The 18121-nt window shown below is 46.7% G+C and carries 14 protein-coding genes and 1 riboswitch; of the genes, 8 read left to right on the top strand and 6 right to left on the bottom strand.

Annotated features, from left to right (window positions below):
• Positions 1–124: 124 nt before the first annotated feature.
• The 3 genes from alr to G7035_RS01855 all read right to left on the bottom strand — a co-directional run bounded on the left by alr (position 125) and on the right by G7035_RS01855 (position 3610).
• Positions 125–1321 carry an alanine racemase gene (gene alr / locus G7035_RS01845; RefSeq protein ID WP_029514916.1) on the bottom strand — a complete coding sequence of 399 codons (1197 nt, stop codon included), beginning with the start codon at positions 1319–1321 and terminating at the stop codon, positions 125–127.
• A 268-nt stretch (positions 1322–1589) separates the two neighbouring features.
• Positions 1590–2867, bottom strand: a complete 1278-nt coding sequence (locus G7035_RS01850) for an outer membrane lipoprotein-sorting protein (RefSeq protein WP_019686558.1) — start codon at positions 2865–2867, stop codon at positions 1590–1592.
• Positions 2868–2977: 110 nt separating this feature from the next.
• Complete coding sequence (locus tag G7035_RS01855; protein WP_019686557.1) at positions 2978–3610, bottom strand: LysE family translocator; 633 nt, start codon at positions 3608–3610, stop codon at positions 2978–2980.
• Positions 3611–3844: 234 nt separating this feature from the next.
• Here G7035_RS01855 and G7035_RS01860 point away from each other — a divergent pair, with 234 nt between their 5' ends.
• Positions 3845–4840 (top strand): ABC transporter substrate-binding protein, encoded by a 996-nt coding sequence (locus G7035_RS01860; protein WP_019686556.1) that lies wholly within the window; start codon positions 3845–3847, stop codon positions 4838–4840.
• Between the two features lie 109 nt (positions 4841–4949).
• Positions 4950–6671, top strand: a complete 1722-nt coding sequence (locus G7035_RS01865) for an ABC transporter substrate-binding protein (protein WP_019686555.1) — start codon at positions 4950–4952, stop codon at positions 6669–6671.
• Between the two features lie 27 nt (positions 6672–6698).
• Here G7035_RS01865 and G7035_RS01870 read toward each other — a convergent pair whose 3' ends face one another.
• On the bottom strand, positions 6699–8330 hold the full coding sequence (locus G7035_RS01870) for a formate--tetrahydrofolate ligase (RefSeq protein WP_019686554.1): 1632 nt from the start codon (positions 8328–8330) through the stop codon (positions 6699–6701).
• A 269-nt stretch (positions 8331–8599) separates the two neighbouring features.
• The gene (locus tag G7035_RS01875) at positions 8600–9094 is read right to left on the bottom strand and encodes a DUF6933 domain-containing protein (protein WP_029514912.1); all 495 of its coding nucleotides are present in this window, start codon (positions 9092–9094) and stop codon (positions 8600–8602) included.
• Positions 9095–9401: 307 nt separating this feature from the next.
• Here G7035_RS01875 and G7035_RS01880 point away from each other — a divergent pair, with 307 nt between their 5' ends.
• From G7035_RS01880 to G7035_RS01905, 6 genes are all read left to right on the top strand, one after another.
• Entirely contained in the window at positions 9402–10109 is a 708-nt protein-coding gene (locus G7035_RS01880; RefSeq protein ID WP_019686553.1) for a response regulator transcription factor, read from the top strand.
• A gap of 1 nt (position 10110) precedes the next feature.
• Entirely contained in the window at positions 10111–11055 is a 945-nt protein-coding gene (locus G7035_RS01885; RefSeq protein ID WP_019686552.1) for a sensor histidine kinase, read from the top strand.
• 102 nt (positions 11056–11157) lie between these two features.
• Complete coding sequence (locus tag G7035_RS01890; protein ID WP_019686551.1) at positions 11158–12081, top strand: ABC transporter ATP-binding protein; 924 nt, start codon at positions 11158–11160, stop codon at positions 12079–12081.
• Positions 12074–12766, top strand: coding sequence for an ABC transporter permease (locus tag G7035_RS01895; protein WP_019686550.1), 693 nt, complete (start codon positions 12074–12076; stop codon positions 12764–12766). Before G7035_RS01890 ends, G7035_RS01895 begins: the two co-directional genes overlap by 8 nt.
• 125 nt (positions 12767–12891) lie before the next feature.
• A riboswitch (FMN riboswitch) is annotated at positions 12892–13036 on the top strand.
• A 170-nt stretch (positions 13037–13206) separates the two neighbouring features.
• Entirely contained in the window at positions 13207–14154 is a 948-nt protein-coding gene (locus G7035_RS01900) for a DMT family transporter (protein ID WP_019686549.1), read from the top strand.
• Positions 14155–14380: 226 nt separating this feature from the next.
• Positions 14381–16411, top strand: a complete 2031-nt coding sequence (locus tag G7035_RS01905) for a methyl-accepting chemotaxis protein (RefSeq protein ID WP_019686548.1) — start codon at positions 14381–14383, stop codon at positions 16409–16411.
• Between the two features lie 139 nt (positions 16412–16550).
• Here G7035_RS01905 and G7035_RS01910 read toward each other — a convergent pair whose 3' ends face one another.
• Positions 16551–18032: a carboxylesterase/lipase family protein gene (locus G7035_RS01910; RefSeq protein WP_019686547.1), complete on the bottom strand. Its 1482-nt coding sequence runs from the start codon at positions 18030–18032 to the stop codon at positions 16551–16553.
• Positions 18033–18121: the final 89 nt, after the last annotated feature.

Below are 18121 nucleotides of genomic sequence, written 5' to 3' on the forward strand. Positions count from 1 at the left end.
ATACAAGTGTCAGCGGAGCCTAATGCGTCTTTTGACAGTTATAGCGCTCTTTTCTTTCCTTTGTACATATTTCGGGACGTTCTACGAAAACTCCTGCTTTTATCCGGTAATTTGCGTTATGAAATTAATTCCAGTAGGTTGGAAGAAGCGAGTTCACCCGAACGACAGGAACATGATCTCGCATGTAAACACGCGGTACCCTGTCTGCGATCATGCAGATCACCTCATAGTGGATCGTACCAAGCTTGGATGCCAGCTCATCCGCCGCAATGATTTCGCCGGACTGCTGGCCGATGAGAACAACCTCTTCGCCGGTTTGGATTTCTTCCGCATCCTCTGCGAAAGATTGTAAGGATACCATACACTGGTCCATGCAGATCGTACCGAGTACAGGGACGCGACGACCGCGTATCAACACTTCAACCTTCCCACTTAGCATGCGAGAATATCCATCCGCATAACCGATTGGCAGTGTGCCGATCCGCTCTTCACTAGAGGTCACATACCGGGTACCATAACTAACTCCCCATCCAGGAGGAAGCGTCTTGGTATAAACCACCGCCGTCTTTAATGACAATACAGGCAACAGTTCAATGACTTGCCGGTTAACCTCATCAGACGGATACAAACCGTATATACTGATGCCAATCCGCACCATATTGGGGGAAAGGGAAGGGGTATCAATGGTGGCCGCGCTGTTGCCCGTATGTATAATGGGAATAGTAATACCTTGTTCCCTTAGCGCATCCGCCACGCCCCGAAACCGATCATATTGTAGCAGTGTATAGCTTTTATCTTCTTCATCCGCGCGGGCAAAATGGGTGTACATGCCTTCCAGCAGCACCTGCTCTAATTCGTGAGCCTGCCGGACAAAAGCCAAAGCCGCTTCTCCAGGCAGCAAACCGAGTCTTCCCATGCCGCTGTCTATTTTGATGTGCACCTTCAGCTTGCGTTCGCTTCCTTGGCGGTCCAATCTGCGGATACCTTCCAGCACTTCCTCACTAAACACAGTCAATGAGATATCATGCTCCCAAGCCGTTTGGACAGCTTCAGGTGGGGTATAGCCGAGTACTAGGATCGGCAGTCCAACCCCCGCATGACGAAGCTCCAGAGCCTCATCCAGAAAAGCGACGCTCAAATAATCTGCACCAAGGCGTTCCATTTCCTTTGAAATTTCTACGGCGCCATGTCCGTAGGCATTAGCCTTGACACAGACCAGCATCAGCTTATCCGCAGGCAATGCCTTGCGAAAGGCTTCATAGTTGGCGCCAAGGTGATCCAGGTTGATTTCGGCCCGGGTCGATCTGTATTGTGCTTGCAAAATCCAGTCACCTTCTTCAATTGTTAGCCTGTAACGTAACCTTTTACCATTTGGAGTGTAGCAAAATCCTTGCTTCCAAAGGTTAATGGTAATGTTCAGAGACGTGGCTGTCAATGGCAGGGGGACTTTGCCAGCCTCCTCTACCATCTTTACAATAGAACAGGATATACAAGCGATGCACATCTTAGACTGCGAATGAACAAAAAACGGATACGGGCGGCAGCAGAGCTTTTTACACTCTAGACCGTCTGCATCCGTCTATAAAATTTTATTTACCCGATTGATCCTGTATAGAAGCGGCAATTTGTATCATTTCGCTCACAGGCAGGTCAGCACTGGTGATTCTGAATTCTATTCCATCATTCATCCAGGTCATCGTCTGTTGTTCGCTTCCTGTCAGCACGGCAAAGCTCCCTCCAATATCAACCAGTTCGCCTGCGGAAAGTGCGACCGCCCGATCTTTTGGACGCGCCTCCACAATGGTATAGTTATACGTTCCGCTATACCGCAACATCACTGCATGTGTACCATTATCCTCCAGCTCCGGCGTATCCTTAATCTGTACTCCGGCTGGCGTGTAGGACGGTTCAATCAAGCCGAATTCACCCAATACAGCTTCTGCGGCATCCGTTCCTGCTGACGTTCCGGTTGCACCATCCGCTGTGCTCGGTGTTTGTTGCTGCGCCTCTGCGTTAGCTGCTGCTTCCGGCTTGGACGTATCGCCTGTGACAGCTCCGTCGCTCTTCGCTTCACCAGACGGTTGCTGAACATCGTTTCCTACGGTTCCCTGCTCTTGCCCAGATCCACTAGATGTCACGCCAGTCGTCCCTTCTAACGTACCGGAAGAATCGGGCAGACCGCTGGAATCGACTGCCCCTGAAGATGGCGGTCCCTCGCTACCAGCACTCGTTTTTCCGGAAGCCATATTCCGTTCCATATCAAAGGAATCTTTGTCAAACTTCGTATCAAAAGCGAATTGATCGAATTTCAGATCGACAACCACCTTGGCATTCGCATCAGATACCTGTACCTGAGTAGGGGCATAGTTATTTTTGGATAGCCAAATCTTTTGCCTTACCAGCGCATGGCTGTTGTAGTTCGCGGCCACATCAAACACATAGGATTTATCATCGGTAGCCAGCTGACGGGAGGCATCACCGATAATGCTGCGAACCAGCGTTTCATATAAATATACCTGACCCTGATTGTTTGGCCAGTCGCTTTTGAAACGGAAACTCTTGTTCAGGCTAGGGGTCAGTACAAATACACCCTCATCATTACGAAGCACAATTTGTGTAACATCCTTTTTCTCGTTCGTCATGGCAATGCGGTAATAGGACGGCTTGCGGTAGGAAATATCGACCTTGTATTCCTGCGGCGTGTCGCCGGTATGCAGCGTCATCAAAGCTGTACCGTGGTAGCTGTTCAGGTCGCTCACCACGTCACTCAAATCTTTAACCACATCGTCTGCGCTCTTCTTGCCGCACCCGGCCAGCAGCAACGTTACACACATGACCATGGCAAGCATCCATGAAATCCGGCGCATGTCATCAACCCCTTCAGCACATGTTTTAAATGAATTAGTACATGTCTATGAAGGACTTGTTCGATTTATGCAGACTGGCATGACAAGCTTGAGCGTATCCTTGTGTAATGCTATAAAATCTTTTGGAGACTAACCATAAATTCATATAGGAAATAAACCGAAAAACCAATCAAAACTACGCCGGCACAGATCGTAACCCACTTGATGGCAGTTCGGTTCATGGCTTTTCGTGTTGTTGCTACGAGGGTCATTAAGCCTAAATCATGGACAAGAATACCAAACAAAATACCTAAACCAACAATCAAAAATTGACTTGTATTTGACCGATCAAACGAACTTGCCAGCACAGTCCCAAAAACACTTACCCAGAACACTAAATTCCCTGGTGAAACAGCTACAAGCAGCCCATTTTTATAGGAAGAAAATAATGACTTTGTCTTTTTCTCTCCTTCTAGCGCAATATCATGATCCGCATTTTTAATGCTTTCGTACCCTACGTAGCACAAAAATATGGCTCCAACGAGCCACATGATCACCTGTACAACAGGTAAGGACAGAACAGAGGCCAGACCAAAATATAAACCAATGATTAATAACAAATCGATGGTCATCCCCCCAAGCCCAACAATCCATCCATGCATGAATCCATTCTTTAGCCCTTGCTTCGTCATTTCAACCGTGATGGTACCTACAGGTAGTGCTATTGAGAAACCTAGTAAAACATATGTAATAAACAATGCCATTTCAAAACCCCTTTCAAATGTATAAAAGCGTTATTCTATACCATAAAAAATGACAAATCAATAAAATTTGAAGAATAAAATGAGCTAGTAACACATGAGACTTATTTTGTACAAAATCGGATGCATTGACCAAGTTTGTCCATTGAGTATTGAGGGTTCAGCGCTTATCATTGCTTTTGTGATAATAATTCTCATTTGCAATATTATGAATCATTCTATTATACGGAGGTTGCTATGATCAACAAGAACTCTATGATTAACAAAAAACCTACTCGACAATACACTTCTCTGCTCTGTCTATTCTCTCTTATGGGGGCATTGCTGCTGGGGTGCGGCGCATCAGACAACAATCAGACTGCAAACAGCAACACAGCAGCATCAACAAAAACATCGGAAGCAGCCACAACTCGCGCCTACACAGACTATAAGGGACATACAGTAGACATTCCCACGACTCCTGGGCGCATTGCTTACTTCGGAGAAAACTATGGGGATCTATTGGTTTTAGGCGTACAGGCTGTTGGTACATCGACTTCTATGATCGAGGGAAAGATATATGAAAAAAAAGTTCAGAATGTATCGGACCTAGGATTTCCCATTGATTTAGAAAAAACATTGGCTCTACAACCAGACCTAATCATCACCGCCGATACGGACGAAAAACAATACGCAGCGTTATCAAAAATTGCACCTACAATTATGTTCGATACCTTTGCTCCATTAAACGAGCGTTTGGTACATCTCGGAGACATTGTGAACAAGAAAAAGACTGCTGAAGACTGGCTTGCCCAATATAAAATCAAGGAAGCAGAGATGTGGAGCAAACTTCAGGCGAAAGGTGTAAAACCGGGTGAAACAGCTTCGGTCTTTACCTACTATCCCGGTGACCGTCTGTTCGTCATGGCACGGACAGGCTTGTCGCAAATACTGTATGAAAAAAATGGTCTCAAGCCTACTCCCCTTATTCAGAAAGCACTGGATGAGGACAAAGGATTCGTGCAATTATCACAGGAAGTAATCGGACAATACGCTGGAGATCGGATTTTCATACTAAGCACTCCAAGTTCAGAAGCCCAGCAATCCACCGAACAATTAATGAAAAGCAAGCTGTGGCTTCAGCTCCCTGCTGTCAAGCAGGGACATGTGTACATGCAGGACATTGGCAAAACCGAAAGTGATGCTTCTACTCGAGAATGGCTGCTGGAGGAATTGCCCAAGCTCATAAAATAAGATTGGAGAAGCCTATCGCCCTTGTTGATAGGCTTCTTTTTTGTTGAACCTAAAGGAGGTATACTTATGCATATATGATAACCATTCTCAGTAAAAGGAGCTTTACACCGTGAATCAGCCTTCATCGTCTGTAAATTCACCTCCACCCAACACACTGCTTTTTCATTTTAAAGGAATTGTGTTGGTTAGTGAGCCTACCGTTGGACTAATATCTCAATCAAATTCCGATCACTGTCTGCTTATGTTCATCGGCGGGGCTGGTAGGGTGGATGTGAGTCAAGAACAATATGTATTCCATTCAGGTCATGGGTATTGGTTAACTCCTGGCGAATCCTATCGCATCGCTCCCTTGGATGGAACTGTTCCTGAATACTACAAAATCACGTTCAAGGTCATTACCATGCCGTTGGAGCCACAATCGGACGCGAGCTTGGTTGAAAACGCAATGGGCATGCCATCCATATATCATGGATCTGTCCTGCCAGAACCGCGTGAATACATCGTTTCCTCTTCCTTCAAGCCTATTCAGTTGGCCGAAGAGTTATTTTATAGCACCCAACAAACAATACAGCCGCATAGACAAACCACTGCATTGCGTCAGCAAATCATGTTTCAAGAGCTGCTCTTACTGTGGCAGGAAGCCCACGTCCCTATTAAGCATAACGAGGCCTTTAATCCGACATTGCCTGCATCGGTGGAAAGTACCCTTGCATATATGGAAAACAACTACGAAAAGCCTATTACGGTCAAGCAGCTTGCCGAACAGGCCAACGTTTCCATATGGCAATACTCCCAGCTGTTTCGCAAAATAACGGGCAAAAAGCCGTTGCATTACCTCACTGAGCTGCGCTTGAACCATGCCAAGCGGCTGCTGCTGGAATGCAAACGGCCTTTACGTGAAATTGCCCGTCAGGTGGGTTTCTCTGACGAATATTATTTTAATCGGCGTTTTAGGCAAATGACCGGGGTTCCGCCGGGTAAATATGCGCTTTCCGCTCCCGGTTCTGTGTGCGTTAAGGATTGGACTGGCCACCATATTCATATCCCTCGTCGAGCGAGCCGCATCATCTACCACGGAGAAACGATGGGCGATTTGCTCGCGTTAGGAGCCACAGCCATAGGCGGAAGCCTGCGGCTCAGTGAATACAGCGTCTATAAGCATCGTCTAGAGAACGTAACTGACGTGGGACTTCCGCTGGATACCCGCTTGACCAGCGCTCTTGATCCTGATCTGATTATCATCGCCAACTCGGATGAACAGGAATATGAGCGTATTGCAAGCATCGCGCCCACCGTCACCTTCAACTCCTTTGCCGCCCTGGAGGAACGACTGCGTACACTTGGCGCCTGGCTCGATAAGGAACAAGAGGCCGAACGCTGGTTAGCGACCTTCACCGCTCGTAATCTGGCGATGTGGCAGCAGCTCAGCACGCATATCACAGCCGGAGAAACCGCCTCTGTTTTTATCTTCGACCATGGCGATCGACTCTTTGTCATGGGCATGTCCGGATTCTCATCGGCCCTCTACCACCCGCACGGCTTCCAGCCTGTCGAGCCAATCCAAAAAATGCTTGATGAGGGACTGGGCTTCGCAGAAATTAATCCAAACGAATTGCCTGATTACGCTGGCGATCGCATATTTATGCTCGTCCCTACGGCACCAGACTCCAAGCATACGCTGGAATGCATGCTCAACAGCCCTCTCTGGCACAACCTCCCTGCTGTGCGTCAAGGCCAGGTATATTTCGTAGAAGCAGACCGCTGGAACTGGAGCGATGCCATGACTCGGCAAAAGCTGCTCACTGCACTGCCCAAACTGCTCGTTCATTGATGCTGAAATGCTGCTATTTTTCAAAAGCTACATGAGTCCTTGAATAGTCCCATCTGCCTCCAGCGACATATGCTCAGCTGCTGGAGATTTGGGCAATCCTGGCATCGTCATGGTATTACCTGTTTCCACGACTACAAAGCCTGCGCCTGCGGACAATGATACGCTGGACACGTGAATGGTGAACCCCTCCGGCGCACCTAGCAAGGAAGGTTGATCTGAGAAAGAATACGGCGTTTTGGCCATACATACGGGCAGTTGTCCAAAACCAAGCTGCTCCATACCCGCCAATGCCCGTTTGGCAGCAGGCGTGTAAGCCACCTCTGCCGCACCGTAAACCTCCTTGGCAATAACACTAATTTTCGCTTGTAAATCAAGCGTATGATCATATAGCGGGGCAAAATGGGCTTTATCCTCCTGAAGTAAGTTCAGCAGACTTTGGGCCAATTTTTCTCCCCCTTGGCTTCCCTGCGCCCATACTTGTGAAAGCTCTGAGGGTACACCCAGCTTGCGGCATTCTGAGAAAATCAAATCCAACTCAGCTTCGCTATCTGTTACAAAATGGTTAATCGCCACCAAGACAGGCACACCAAACTTTTGCAAATTCCGTACATGCCGGCTCATATTGGCTAATCCGAGTTGCAATTGCTCCAAATTTTCCGCATCCAGCTCATGTTTAGCTACACCGCCGTTATATTTCAGCGCTTTGGCGGTTACAACCAGCACAGCCGCATCCGGCTGCAAGCCGGACTGGCGGCACTTGATGTCAAAGAACTTTTCCGCTCCCAGCTCAGCCCCAAATCCCGCCTCTGTGACGACGACCTCTCCCAGCTTCAACGCCAGCTTTGTACCGATCAGACTGCTACATCCATGGGCAATATTAGCAAAAGGTCCACCATGCACAATAACCGGAGTGCCTTCCAACGTCTGCACTAGATTAGGCTTTAATGCTTCCCGAAGCAGCACAGCCATTCCTTCCACCGCGTGCAGCTCCTCTGCTGTTACCGCTTCACCGGATTCGTTATATCCAATCACCATCCGACCCAACCGTACTTTAAGATCGTCCATATTTTCACTTAAGCATAGCACCGCCATGACTTCCGATGCCGAGGTAATCAGAAAGCCGCTTTCTCTTACCGCTCCATTCCCCGTTCCCAATCCAGTCACAATACTTCGCAAGCTCCGGTCATTCATATCGACAGCCCGTTTCCACACGATTCGGTCTGGCTTCAGCCGCAAAGCATTTCCATGGAACAAATGGTTATCAATCATCGCTGCCAGCAAATTATGTGCTGCCGAAATCGCATGTATATCCCCTGTAAAATGCAGATTAATGTCTTCCGCCGGAACAATCTGGGCCTGTCCTCCCCCGGTGGCTCCACCTTTCATCCCAAAGCAAGGTCCAAGGGACGGCTCACGCAGCGCAGCAACGGTTTTATGCCCCATCGCGTTGAGTGCCTGGGACAGCCCGATGGTTGTCAGCGTTTTTCCTTCTCCAGCCGGAGTGGGATTCATCGCCGTAACCAGCACCAGCTTTCCATTCGGGCGATCCTTCAGTTCCTCCCACAGAGATGGATTCAGCTTCGCTTTATATTTGCCATACGTCTCCAGATGCTCTTCTTCAATTCCTGCTTCTTTGGCTATATCAATAATCCTCTTCATCTTTCGTTATGTACCCCCCGTTTTATAAGTCTGACCCATGGTGTCGAACCCTTTATCATTTTATTCTACCAAAGTGTACGGTTTATTGCGCTATGATTCATTTCATCGCAAGCATGACTATCCTGTGAGTTATAAAAAAAGCATCCCCTGCCTGCATGAACTTTGAGGATACTCTTTTGGCATGTCCTAATCAGCAGAAATCCTTTAGAAATCAGGACAGCTTGGAACAACAAATTATCCATATGTAAGCAATTAAACTCTCAACTACTCTACACTTTATAATGCTTTTCTAGCAGTTCCTTAAAAACATCAATCGGGTACTTGTATTGATCCGTTTTGAACACAATTCGGTTATTCCATTGATTCTTTTCCAGCTCGCATCCATGCTCCATATCCAGTTCCTTCATAATAAATATAATCTCATCTAAGGTTACCATCACACTATGTCTGTTCGTTGTAGTCGCCAGCATCTGCTCGCCTTCCTGTATGTATGCCTTAACGATCTGTTCATCAAACCCTTCGCTGATCATTAATTCCATCAAGGTTTGTACAAAAAGAGACGGCAGGTTTTTGTACTGCGATTTTTTAATCCCAAACAGCGTGACGCTTAAGCGGGAAATATCATGCATAAACACAATGTTTTTTCTCCGGTTCAGTAAAAACAAGCTGGCATGCCAACTATTCAAAGGCGGATAAATATCAACTTGAAGTGGTTCAGTCTCCCATTCCTTCAGCAGTTTTTGTGTTCCACGTATAACAAACATTATTGCTCTCCTTTATTTGACGGTCCTGTACCGTAGCTCGTAATCTGGCATCCCTAACCTCTCACACCAGGTATGCCCCGGATATTATAACACCGTATACCAAACATCCGATTATAGACTATTTCAGTATAGAATAGGGGAATGATTAATTACCTGACACTGTTGAACGTAGCTCCTTCAGGACAATCCAGGGCATTTTCGTTTTCTTAGTGGATATTTTTTATGGAAATCGGCTCCACTGCTCTATATAATTCAGGTACAGTTCGTCACACGAGCTTAATCTAAAAATTAGGGGTGTTTTACACCTATGCCACAGCATATTTTACTTATTGAAGATGATCTATCTATTGCTGAAATGCTGCTTAAAGCACTCACCAAGGAGGGTTACAATTTAACCACCGCCTATGACGGAGAAGAAGGACTTAATGCCTTTGAACGTCATACTTACGACCTGGTACTCGTGGATCTGATGATGCCGAAGGTTGATGGTATGGAGGTAATCCGGCAAATTCGTACCCGTAGCGCGGTGCCGATTCTGATTATGTCGGCTAAGGACAGCGATGTGGATAAAGCGCTTGGACTGGGCTTCGGGGCAGACGATTATGTTGCCAAACCTTTCTCAATGCTCGAAATGACGGCTCGTATTCAGTCCGCGATCCGCAGATCGACTACATATGCCCGCCTGCAACAGCAGGAGGAACAGCCGCAAGCACAAGTTTTGACCTATGGAAATCTACGCATTGATTTTGATCATTTTACAGTCATTCGCGATGGAAATGAAATTCAGCTAACAGCCAAAGAATCCGATATTCTGAAGCTGTTTGCATCCAATCCGAACCGGGTATTTACGAAAGCTCAATTATACGGGTTTATTTGGAAAGACGATTATATGGGTGATGAGAATGTGATTAACGTCCATATTCGCCGCCTACGTGAAAAAATTGAAGAAGATCCCTCTCACCCTGTCCATATTAAAACGCTGTGGGGCATCGGTTACAAATGGGAGAACGGTTGATATGAACATCGAAAACATTTTCGAATGGATTGTCGTCCTCATGATGTCCGTCGTTATCATATGGCTTTGGCGGGAACGTGTAGCCTATAAGCGCAAAATAAAGGATATCCGAATCGCCCTAGAGCGGATCGTGACCGTGAATCATGCGGAAAAACTGCTATATGTCACAGGTGACGTGGAACTGCAGCGACTCATGACGGAAATCAACCGACTACTAGACTTAAATCTGAGGGTATCAGCCGATTACAACCGGGGCCAAATCGCTATGCGCAAAATGATTTCGAATATTTCACACGATCTCAAGACCCCGCTTACCGTTGTGCTTGGATATGCCGAGATGCTGGATGGCGATCCGGATATTTTGCCGGAAGAACGTATAAAGCTGTTATCCAGAATTCATCAAAAGACAAGCGAAGCGATTGAGTTGATCGGAAGTTTTTTTAGTTTGGCGAAGCTGGAAGCCAACGATACGGACATTCCACTGACCCGACTGGAGATAGGAGAACTGTGCAGACGCAGCATTTTGGAGTTTTATGATCTGCTGACGGCTCAGGGTTTTACGGTACATATTGACATCCCGGAGCATCCCATCCATGCCTTGGGGAACGAAGGAGCCATTGGGCGGGTGCTGAGCAATCTGATTTCAAATGCCATTCGGTACGGGGCAGAGGGTCGAACGCTAGGCCTGACGCTGTCAGAACAGCAGGATACGGTGCGTATAGAGGTGTGGGATCGTGGAAAAGGCATACAGGAGCCGGAGCAGGATAAGGTTTTTGAACGCATGTACACACTTGAGGATTCGCGTAATAAAGCGGTACAGGGCAGTGGACTGGGTCTTACGATTGCCAAGCGCCTGGTTGAATGCATGAATGGAGAGATGCAATTGACCAGCAAACCTTATGACCAGACCGTTTTCTCTTTTACCTTGAAGAAGATCAATTATTAAGCGAACTGCTCAACTTAATAAATTTGTAAGAATTACGAAAGAAAAATGAACATTTCGCCCTTTATTCTTGAAATATCAACAGCATACGAAGGGAGAACACCCATGACTTACATAGTACGTACACATCAGCTGACCAAAACTCTGAAGGGCAATGAAATTGTAGCAGGGGTCAGTATGAATGTGCGCAAGGGAGAAACCTATGGCTTTCTCGGTCCCAATGGAGCGGGCAAGACGACGGTGATGAAAATGATTACCAATCTGCTCAAGCCGACCTTGGGCGAGATTGAATTGTTCGGTGAAAAGCTAACGCCACAGTCTTATCATCTGCTCGGACGGATGGGTTCGATTATTGAATATCCGATTTTTTATGAAAGGCTGACAGCTCAGCAAAATCTCGAACTTCATTGTGAATACATGGGCTATTATAATAAGCAGGCTGTCCGGGATGCACTGGAATTAGTGAATTTGCGGAATGCAGATGACAAGCCGGTAAAAGACTTTTCACTCGGAATGAAGCAGCGTCTCGGGATTGCCCGAGCCATTGCGACCAAGCCTGAGTTACTCATTTTAGATGAACCGATTAACGGTCTGGACCCAGTGGGAATTAAGGAAATTCGGCAGTTATTCCATATGCTATGCAAGGAATATGGGATGACGCTGCTCGTGTCCAGTCATATATTAGCGGAAATTGAGCAGATTGCGGATACGATAGGCGTGATTAATCACGGACGGCTGATTGAGGAAGTTTCGATGGAACAGGTACGGGATACCAATACTGAATACATCGAATTTACGACCAACGATTGTAAAAAGGCAGCCTACGTCCTCTCCCATCATCTGAGTCTGAATAATATAAGGGTGCTGAATGAACGTAGTATACGTATTTACGACACTAGTGTACCGCAAAAGCAAATTACGAAAACGCTCATTTTAAATGATGTAGAGGTCGATTCCATTCATCAGAAGAGCAGTACGCTGGAAGACTACTTTTTACGTCTGTTACATGGAGGGGATCACCATGCTTAAATTGATACAGTTGGAGATGAAAAAGCTTCATCTAGCGGGTTATATCCGTTCAGCGCTGATCGCCAACGCTTGCATTCTAGGGTTACTTAGTACTATTGGGCTGGACAGCCACATTGAAGGAGTACCCGAATTTAGACAGTACGCTCAGCTTCTCGATCTCATGGACAATATGGTGAGGGCCACGTTTATTGTATTTGCCTCCGTCCTGCTATGCCGTTTTATCGTAGGAGAATTTAAATCCAAATCGATTACAATCTTGTTCATGTATCCGATTCATCGTCAAAAGCTAATGATCGCCAAGCTCTTGATTGTACTGATGTTTACGTTTTTATCTATTGTAATATCGGAAATCATCATTACGGCTGCAATTCATTTGCTCAACCAGTTTGTCATAATTGTACCGGATAAGCTTACTCTTTCCATACTAGCCGACCAATCGGCACGTACGCTAATCAATGCCGTTGCCGCCAGTTTTATGGGACTAGTTCCGCTGTATATGGGAATGCGAAGATACTCTGTACCCACGACTATAGTGACCTCGATTCTGATTGTAGCATTGCTTTTCTCCAATAATAACGGTGCTACCCTTAGCTCCATTGCCCCCGTGCAAATCAGCTTCTCTGTGCTGGGAATGCTTGTGGCTTATGCAGCCATTCGGCGCATTGAGTATAAGGATATTGCCTAGTAATAAGGATCAAACATAGAACGCTTTCATAAAAAGATGAAAATCCTTGCTTGATATACACACATTTTTCACTGGACTTCATTCAAAAACAGGTATATCCTATAGGAGAAATTAAAAAACGGAATAAGGATCTTCGGGGTAGGGTGAGATTCCCAACCGGCGGTATGGCTCATGGAGCTAAGCCCGCGACTCTGTATCCGGCAACAGGATACGGACTGATTTGGTGAGATGCCAAAGCCGACGGTAAAGTCCGGATGGAAGAAGATCGAAATATGAACATGCCGCAAAGTCGATGAATACTGCATTATGGTTGTGCAGTGACTTCATTTAATTTGCATCAAACGGCAAGTTTATTTGATCAACCCCCGTCCTGCATGGCCTTCGCCATGGACGGGGGTTTTTGTGCCACCGGTCCTGTATTCGCAAGGAGCTAAATAAGTATGAGTCAATCATCAACTGTACTATCATCCAAAGGTTTTGATCGTAGCTCCCACATGAAAAGCGGTTTTTGGCTAGTCGCGATTGGAGCGGCCTTGTGGGGCGCAGACCCGCTGTTTCGTATTATTTTGTTAAAATCATTTACCTCAGCACAAATCGTACTGATGGAGCATGCGCTACTCTTTATCGCTCTGACGCCGATGCTGTGGAAGCATCGCAAGGAACTCAAAACGATACGATTTCGTCAGGTTTTCGCTATTTTGTTTGTCTCATGGGGTGGCTCAGCACTGGCCAGTGTGATTTTCACCATGGCACTCAGCAACGGTGATCTGAATGCAGTTCTTTTGCTCCAGAAGCTTCAGCCTTTGGTCGCTATTATTCTGGCCCGCGTTATATTGAAGGAAATGTTACCGCGTCATTTTGGAATATTAATTGTCATCGCTCTGTTCGGGACGTATCTTCTGACTTTCGGTTGGTCACTTCCCTTTGGACATGTTCATGATTTTGTTCAAGTTGGTAGTCTGCTTGCACTGGGTGCAGCGATTCTGTGGGGCGGTTCGACCGTTATGGGCAGCTACTTGCTCCGTTCGATGAAATATGAGACAGTAACCTCCCTCCGCTTCATGGTGGCGCTCCCTCTGCTCATTGTTCTCACCTCGGTGGAGCATGCTCCGTGGAATATGCCTACAGGTACATGGGCGGGCGCAGCTGTAATTATCAACTTGCTGCTGCAAGCATTGCTTCCGGGTCTTCTCAGTTTATTACTGTATTACAAAGGCTTAAGTACAACCAAAGCTTCTTATGCTACGATGGCAGAATTGAGCTTCCCCATGGTTGGTGTCGTAATTAACTGGATCGCTTTTCAGCAAATCGTTACCGTAGCGCAATTGACTGGTTTTATGCTGATCTGGATTACACTCTTTATGATTTCTCGTCAGCAGAAAAATTAATAGCTTAATCTTCTTTCATGCTCATCCAAGCCAAATCGTGAAGATGCTTTTGCATCTCTGATTTGGCTTTTTATGTATTCATATTCATATTAACATTAGTTCCTAAGACCTATTTTCTCAAAAAAAGTGTACTATTCCTCGTTTTTAAAGATTACATCTATAAAATTAGTCGATTTATGTCGAATAAAACTATGTAGTGATCATCTGACACAGAGGAGAAAAAACGATGACTAAAGCAAAACAAACAGTTCCGTGGTGGAACAGGTTTCTCAGGCAGTTTTATTTAATGAGGACAAAATTAATAATATCTTTTTTGGCTGTGTTATTGATTCCAAGCGTACTTATTGGATACTTTTCTTACCAGGGGGCCACGACACAGCTCAGTCAGCAGATGGCTGCTTCCGTAAACACGAATCTGTATCTGATCCGAAGCAATGTTAATCAGTATGTAGCACCGATTATAAAAGACGTAGACGTGCTTACCAGTGAGATCGAATCTGATTCCATTGCTTCCAACCAAGAAGCCCTTCAGAAAAAGTTGGATGTCATCGTCAAAGCTCATCCTGAGTTAGATGCTGCGCTCCTCGGCAATATGGAAGGACAATATATCCGTTCTCCTATAAAAAAAGAGGCTGATTATGATCCTAGGGAGAGAAAATGGTACAAAAACGCGATGCTACATAAGGGAAAGGTATTCGTCGGTGTTCCAGTTGCCAGCGTTACGACAGGGAACTTAGTAGTTAATGTATCGGCAACGCTCAAGGACGGTGAAGGAGCTGTTGCATTGGCTTTGAATCTGGACAAGATGGGTGAAAGTCTACAGTCTGTGAAGATAGGTGAACGCGGAGGACTCATCATTGTTGATTCTGATCATAAAGTTGTATCTGGGACTGGAACAGCCTTTACCAAGACAGGCAAAAAACCGGCTGATACCATGGAGGGCCTTCCCGAAGTGGCGGCAACCGGTGAAAATGATACTCCTTCTGTGTCGCAAATTCAATTTATGAATCGGGACATGCTGGCCTTTACACTTAAGGACCCTCTCACCGGCTGGAACATTGTTGCACTATCGGATCTGGAGGATTACAGTGATGCAGCCCAACCGATTCTGAAGCAAAGCCTGATTGTAATTGTTATTTCCATACTGGCCGCTGCGATCATCATAGTGCTTATGGTCCGCTCATTCCTAATTCCACTCAAAAAGCTGCAAGCAGGAACACGGATCGTCCGTGATGGAAATCTGACCGAACGTGTTAATCTGTCTAGAAAAGACGAGTTCGGCGAGCTGGCACAGAATTTTGACCAGATGACGCATTCCTTGCATTCAATGGTCTCCGAAGTCAACCAAACCTCCTCCCGACTTGCTTCCTCTTCCCTGATAATCAAGGAAAGCACAGAGCAAACGACGGAGTCCGTACAACACGTAGCGGAAACAGTTATGGAATCCGCGGAAAATGCAGTGACCAGCGCCGAGGCATCCGAGCAAACCGCCAATGCTGTTGAAGAAATGGCGAAGGGTGTCAGCACGATTGCCGAATCGGCAAGCTCCATCGTGGATTCAGCAGGACAAACCGAGCAGGACGTAGCTCAAGGTAGTCAAATGATCAGTCATGTGCGGACACAAATGGACCGCATTTTGGAAGCTGTAAGCCAAACGGCTAGCCTGATGGATGAGCTATCCCAGCTCTCGGACGATGCGAAGCAAATGAACGCGGCTATAGCTGCCATTGCCAAGCAAACTAACTTATTGTCCCTGAACGCATCTATTGAAGCCTCCAGAGCAGGCGAAGCTGGACGTGGATTTGCCGTAGTCGCTATAGAGGTACGCAAGCTGTCGGAACAGTCCAAGGAAAGCGCTGATTCCATCAGTCAGATCATTACGCAGATGCTCGATTTGATTCAACGCTCTACCGCTACGATGAACGGTAATGTTCGTAATCAGGTAGGTGAAGGATTACGAATCAGCCAAGATGCAGAAGGTGCTTTTACGAATATTGAACGCTCTACTTCTCATATCGTGGAACAAATTCAAAGTGTGTCCGCTGCTGCTGAACAAATCTCTGCCAGTACAGAGGAAGTTTCAGCCACTGTCACCCATTTGGCAAGCCTATCCCGCAATTCGGCGGACAGTTCGCAGACAACCTCTGCTGCCGCTCAAGAGCAAATGGCAGCCATGGAGGAAATCGCCTCTTCCTCACAGGAGTTGTCCAACATGGCACAGGACCTGCAAGAGCTTGTTAAGCGATTTAAGATTTAGCTTCCACAGCTATTATTGAAATTTCACCAACGAAAGCTCAACAGCACTGCATCTGTTTAGTAACAAAAGCCTTCGCCCGCATACAAAATACGGGCGAAGGCTTTTTCGTTGATTCCTTTAGACGATGCCTCGTACTTACCTATATGCTCATCTGCCCCGTTAGCTGGCGGCGTCTATCCCCTTCTGGATCATGTTCCACCATAATATCCTGATGAAAAATGGCTGTAGCTCGCTGTTGCCTGTCGTACATCGGCCATGCTCGCTCAGGTAGCATAGGCTCCCCATCCCGTGCAAAAGCAACCCACGCCTGCTGCATATCATGAGCAAGCTTCTCCATCGAAGGTTGAATCTCTAATCCCAGCTTACCCAGCAGTTTCAGATTATCGAAAACAAAAGCAATTTCTGCACCGTGAACCGCTTGTCCAAAGGTAGGATGACCCGGCAGTGTCCAATCAAAACGGTACATCCATACCGATGCATACACCGACTGTGCAGCGGCAAGAGCCAACGCCGGACGCCAAAAAATGAGATCGGTCAACATTTGTGCCTGTCCCTCAATAGTAACTGGAAAAGGTTCTATCAGGTCGCCAATGTCGGACATACCTGTCATCATTTCCAATGCCTGACGTGCTGTTAGCTTGTTCATCAGATGGGATTCTTTGCGGATAAAATAGTTCCCTTCATGCAAGTTCGTTCCAATCATAACAGATACCTGTTTTGCTGAACCTTGGGCGATTGCCGACAGGGGTAGATCCGGCAAGGTCACCCCGTCTACAACGGGTTGATAAATCATCGCCATTCCTGGTCCGATGACTTCATGTGTTTTGGCCATAGCGAGCATCAGCGCTTCTGTCGGCAGCGTAAACAATCGCTCAGGATGCTGAGTGTCCACACCCAGTTGCTGCAAATACACAGCCGCCACTTGCTCTGCCTGTGCAGTTGGCAACACCTGCGATGCTCCACTTTGCAAAATTGCACGCTGGAACAGCCCCTCAGCGGCTGGCATCGCCAATAGAGCGGCAATACTCATCGCGCCTGCCGATTCACCGAACACCGTTACTTCGTCCGGGTTGCCGCCAAAGGCAGAAATATGATCCCGAACCCATTCCAGCGCAGCAATTTGATCCAACAGTCCGGCATTTGAGGTCAGCCCATTTCCCTTTGGAGTCAAATGCAAAAATCCTAATGGTCCTAACCGATAATTGATCGTAACTACAACAATATTGCCATTCTTCGCCATGCGTTCCCCGTCATATAAAGGTATAATCCCAGACCCGGTGACAAAGGCACCGCCATGAATCCACACCAGCACCGGACGTCCCTTCTCAGGAGCCTTCGAAGCCGGTGTCCAAATGTTCAGATACAAGCAATCCTCGGACTGCTGCGGCGGTTCCACCAGATTTCCGGTCATACTTTCAGCGGAGGGCATGGGTTGCGGACAGATGGGTCCGAAACTCGTCGCAGCCCGTACACCCTCCCAAGGCTCCAAAGGCTGTGGTCCGTGAAAACGAAGTTTTCCAACAGGAGGCTGCGCATATGGAATACCTTTCCACACATGATATCCATTCCCCGTTTCTCCACGTAATTGACCTAGACGAGTATGTACTGTATTACTCTCCATCATGAACCCTCCTTTATTTTGTATGTTCAACATAACGGTATACTATCAATCTTTACATATCTCTATTATACCCTTTGCGCAGGACCAAA

Origin of the sequence: Paenibacillus polymyxa, from assembly GCF_015710975.1 — a bacterium.
In the GTDB taxonomy this organism is placed as follows: domain Bacteria; phylum Bacillota; class Bacilli; order Paenibacillales; family Paenibacillaceae; genus Paenibacillus; species Paenibacillus polymyxa.

Coding starts and splice junctions, on each gene's coding strand:
- G7035_RS01855 (WP_019686557.1), bottom strand. CDS start 3,610: ATGGCATTGTTTATTACATATGTTTTACTAGGTTTCTCAATAGCACTA.
- G7035_RS01850 (WP_019686558.1), bottom strand. CDS start 2,867: ATGCGCCGGATTTCATGGATGCTTGCCATGGTCATGTGTGTAACGTTG.
- G7035_RS01875 (WP_029514912.1), bottom strand. CDS start 9,094: ATGTTTGTTATACGTGGAACACAAAAACTGCTGAAGGAATGGGAGACT.
- G7035_RS01880 (WP_019686553.1), top strand. CDS start 9,402: ATGCCACAGCATATTTTACTTATTGAAGATGATCTATCTATTGCTGAA.
- G7035_RS01905 (WP_019686548.1), top strand. CDS start 14,381: ATGACTAAAGCAAAACAAACAGTTCCGTGGTGGAACAGGTTTCTCAGG.
- G7035_RS01860 (WP_019686556.1), top strand. CDS start 3,845: ATGATCAACAAGAACTCTATGATTAACAAAAAACCTACTCGACAATAC.
- G7035_RS01895 (WP_019686550.1), top strand. CDS start 12,074: ATGCTTAAATTGATACAGTTGGAGATGAAAAAGCTTCATCTAGCGGGT.
- G7035_RS01885 (WP_019686552.1), top strand. CDS start 10,111: ATGAACATCGAAAACATTTTCGAATGGATTGTCGTCCTCATGATGTCC.
- G7035_RS01870 (WP_019686554.1), bottom strand. CDS start 8,330: ATGAAGAGGATTATTGATATAGCCAAAGAAGCAGGAATTGAAGAAGAG.
- G7035_RS01910 (WP_019686547.1), bottom strand. CDS start 18,032: ATGGAGAGTAATACAGTACATACTCGTCTAGGTCAATTACGTGGAGAA.
- G7035_RS01890 (WP_019686551.1), top strand. CDS start 11,158: ATGACTTACATAGTACGTACACATCAGCTGACCAAAACTCTGAAGGGC.
- G7035_RS01900 (WP_019686549.1), top strand. CDS start 13,207: ATGAGTCAATCATCAACTGTACTATCATCCAAAGGTTTTGATCGTAGC.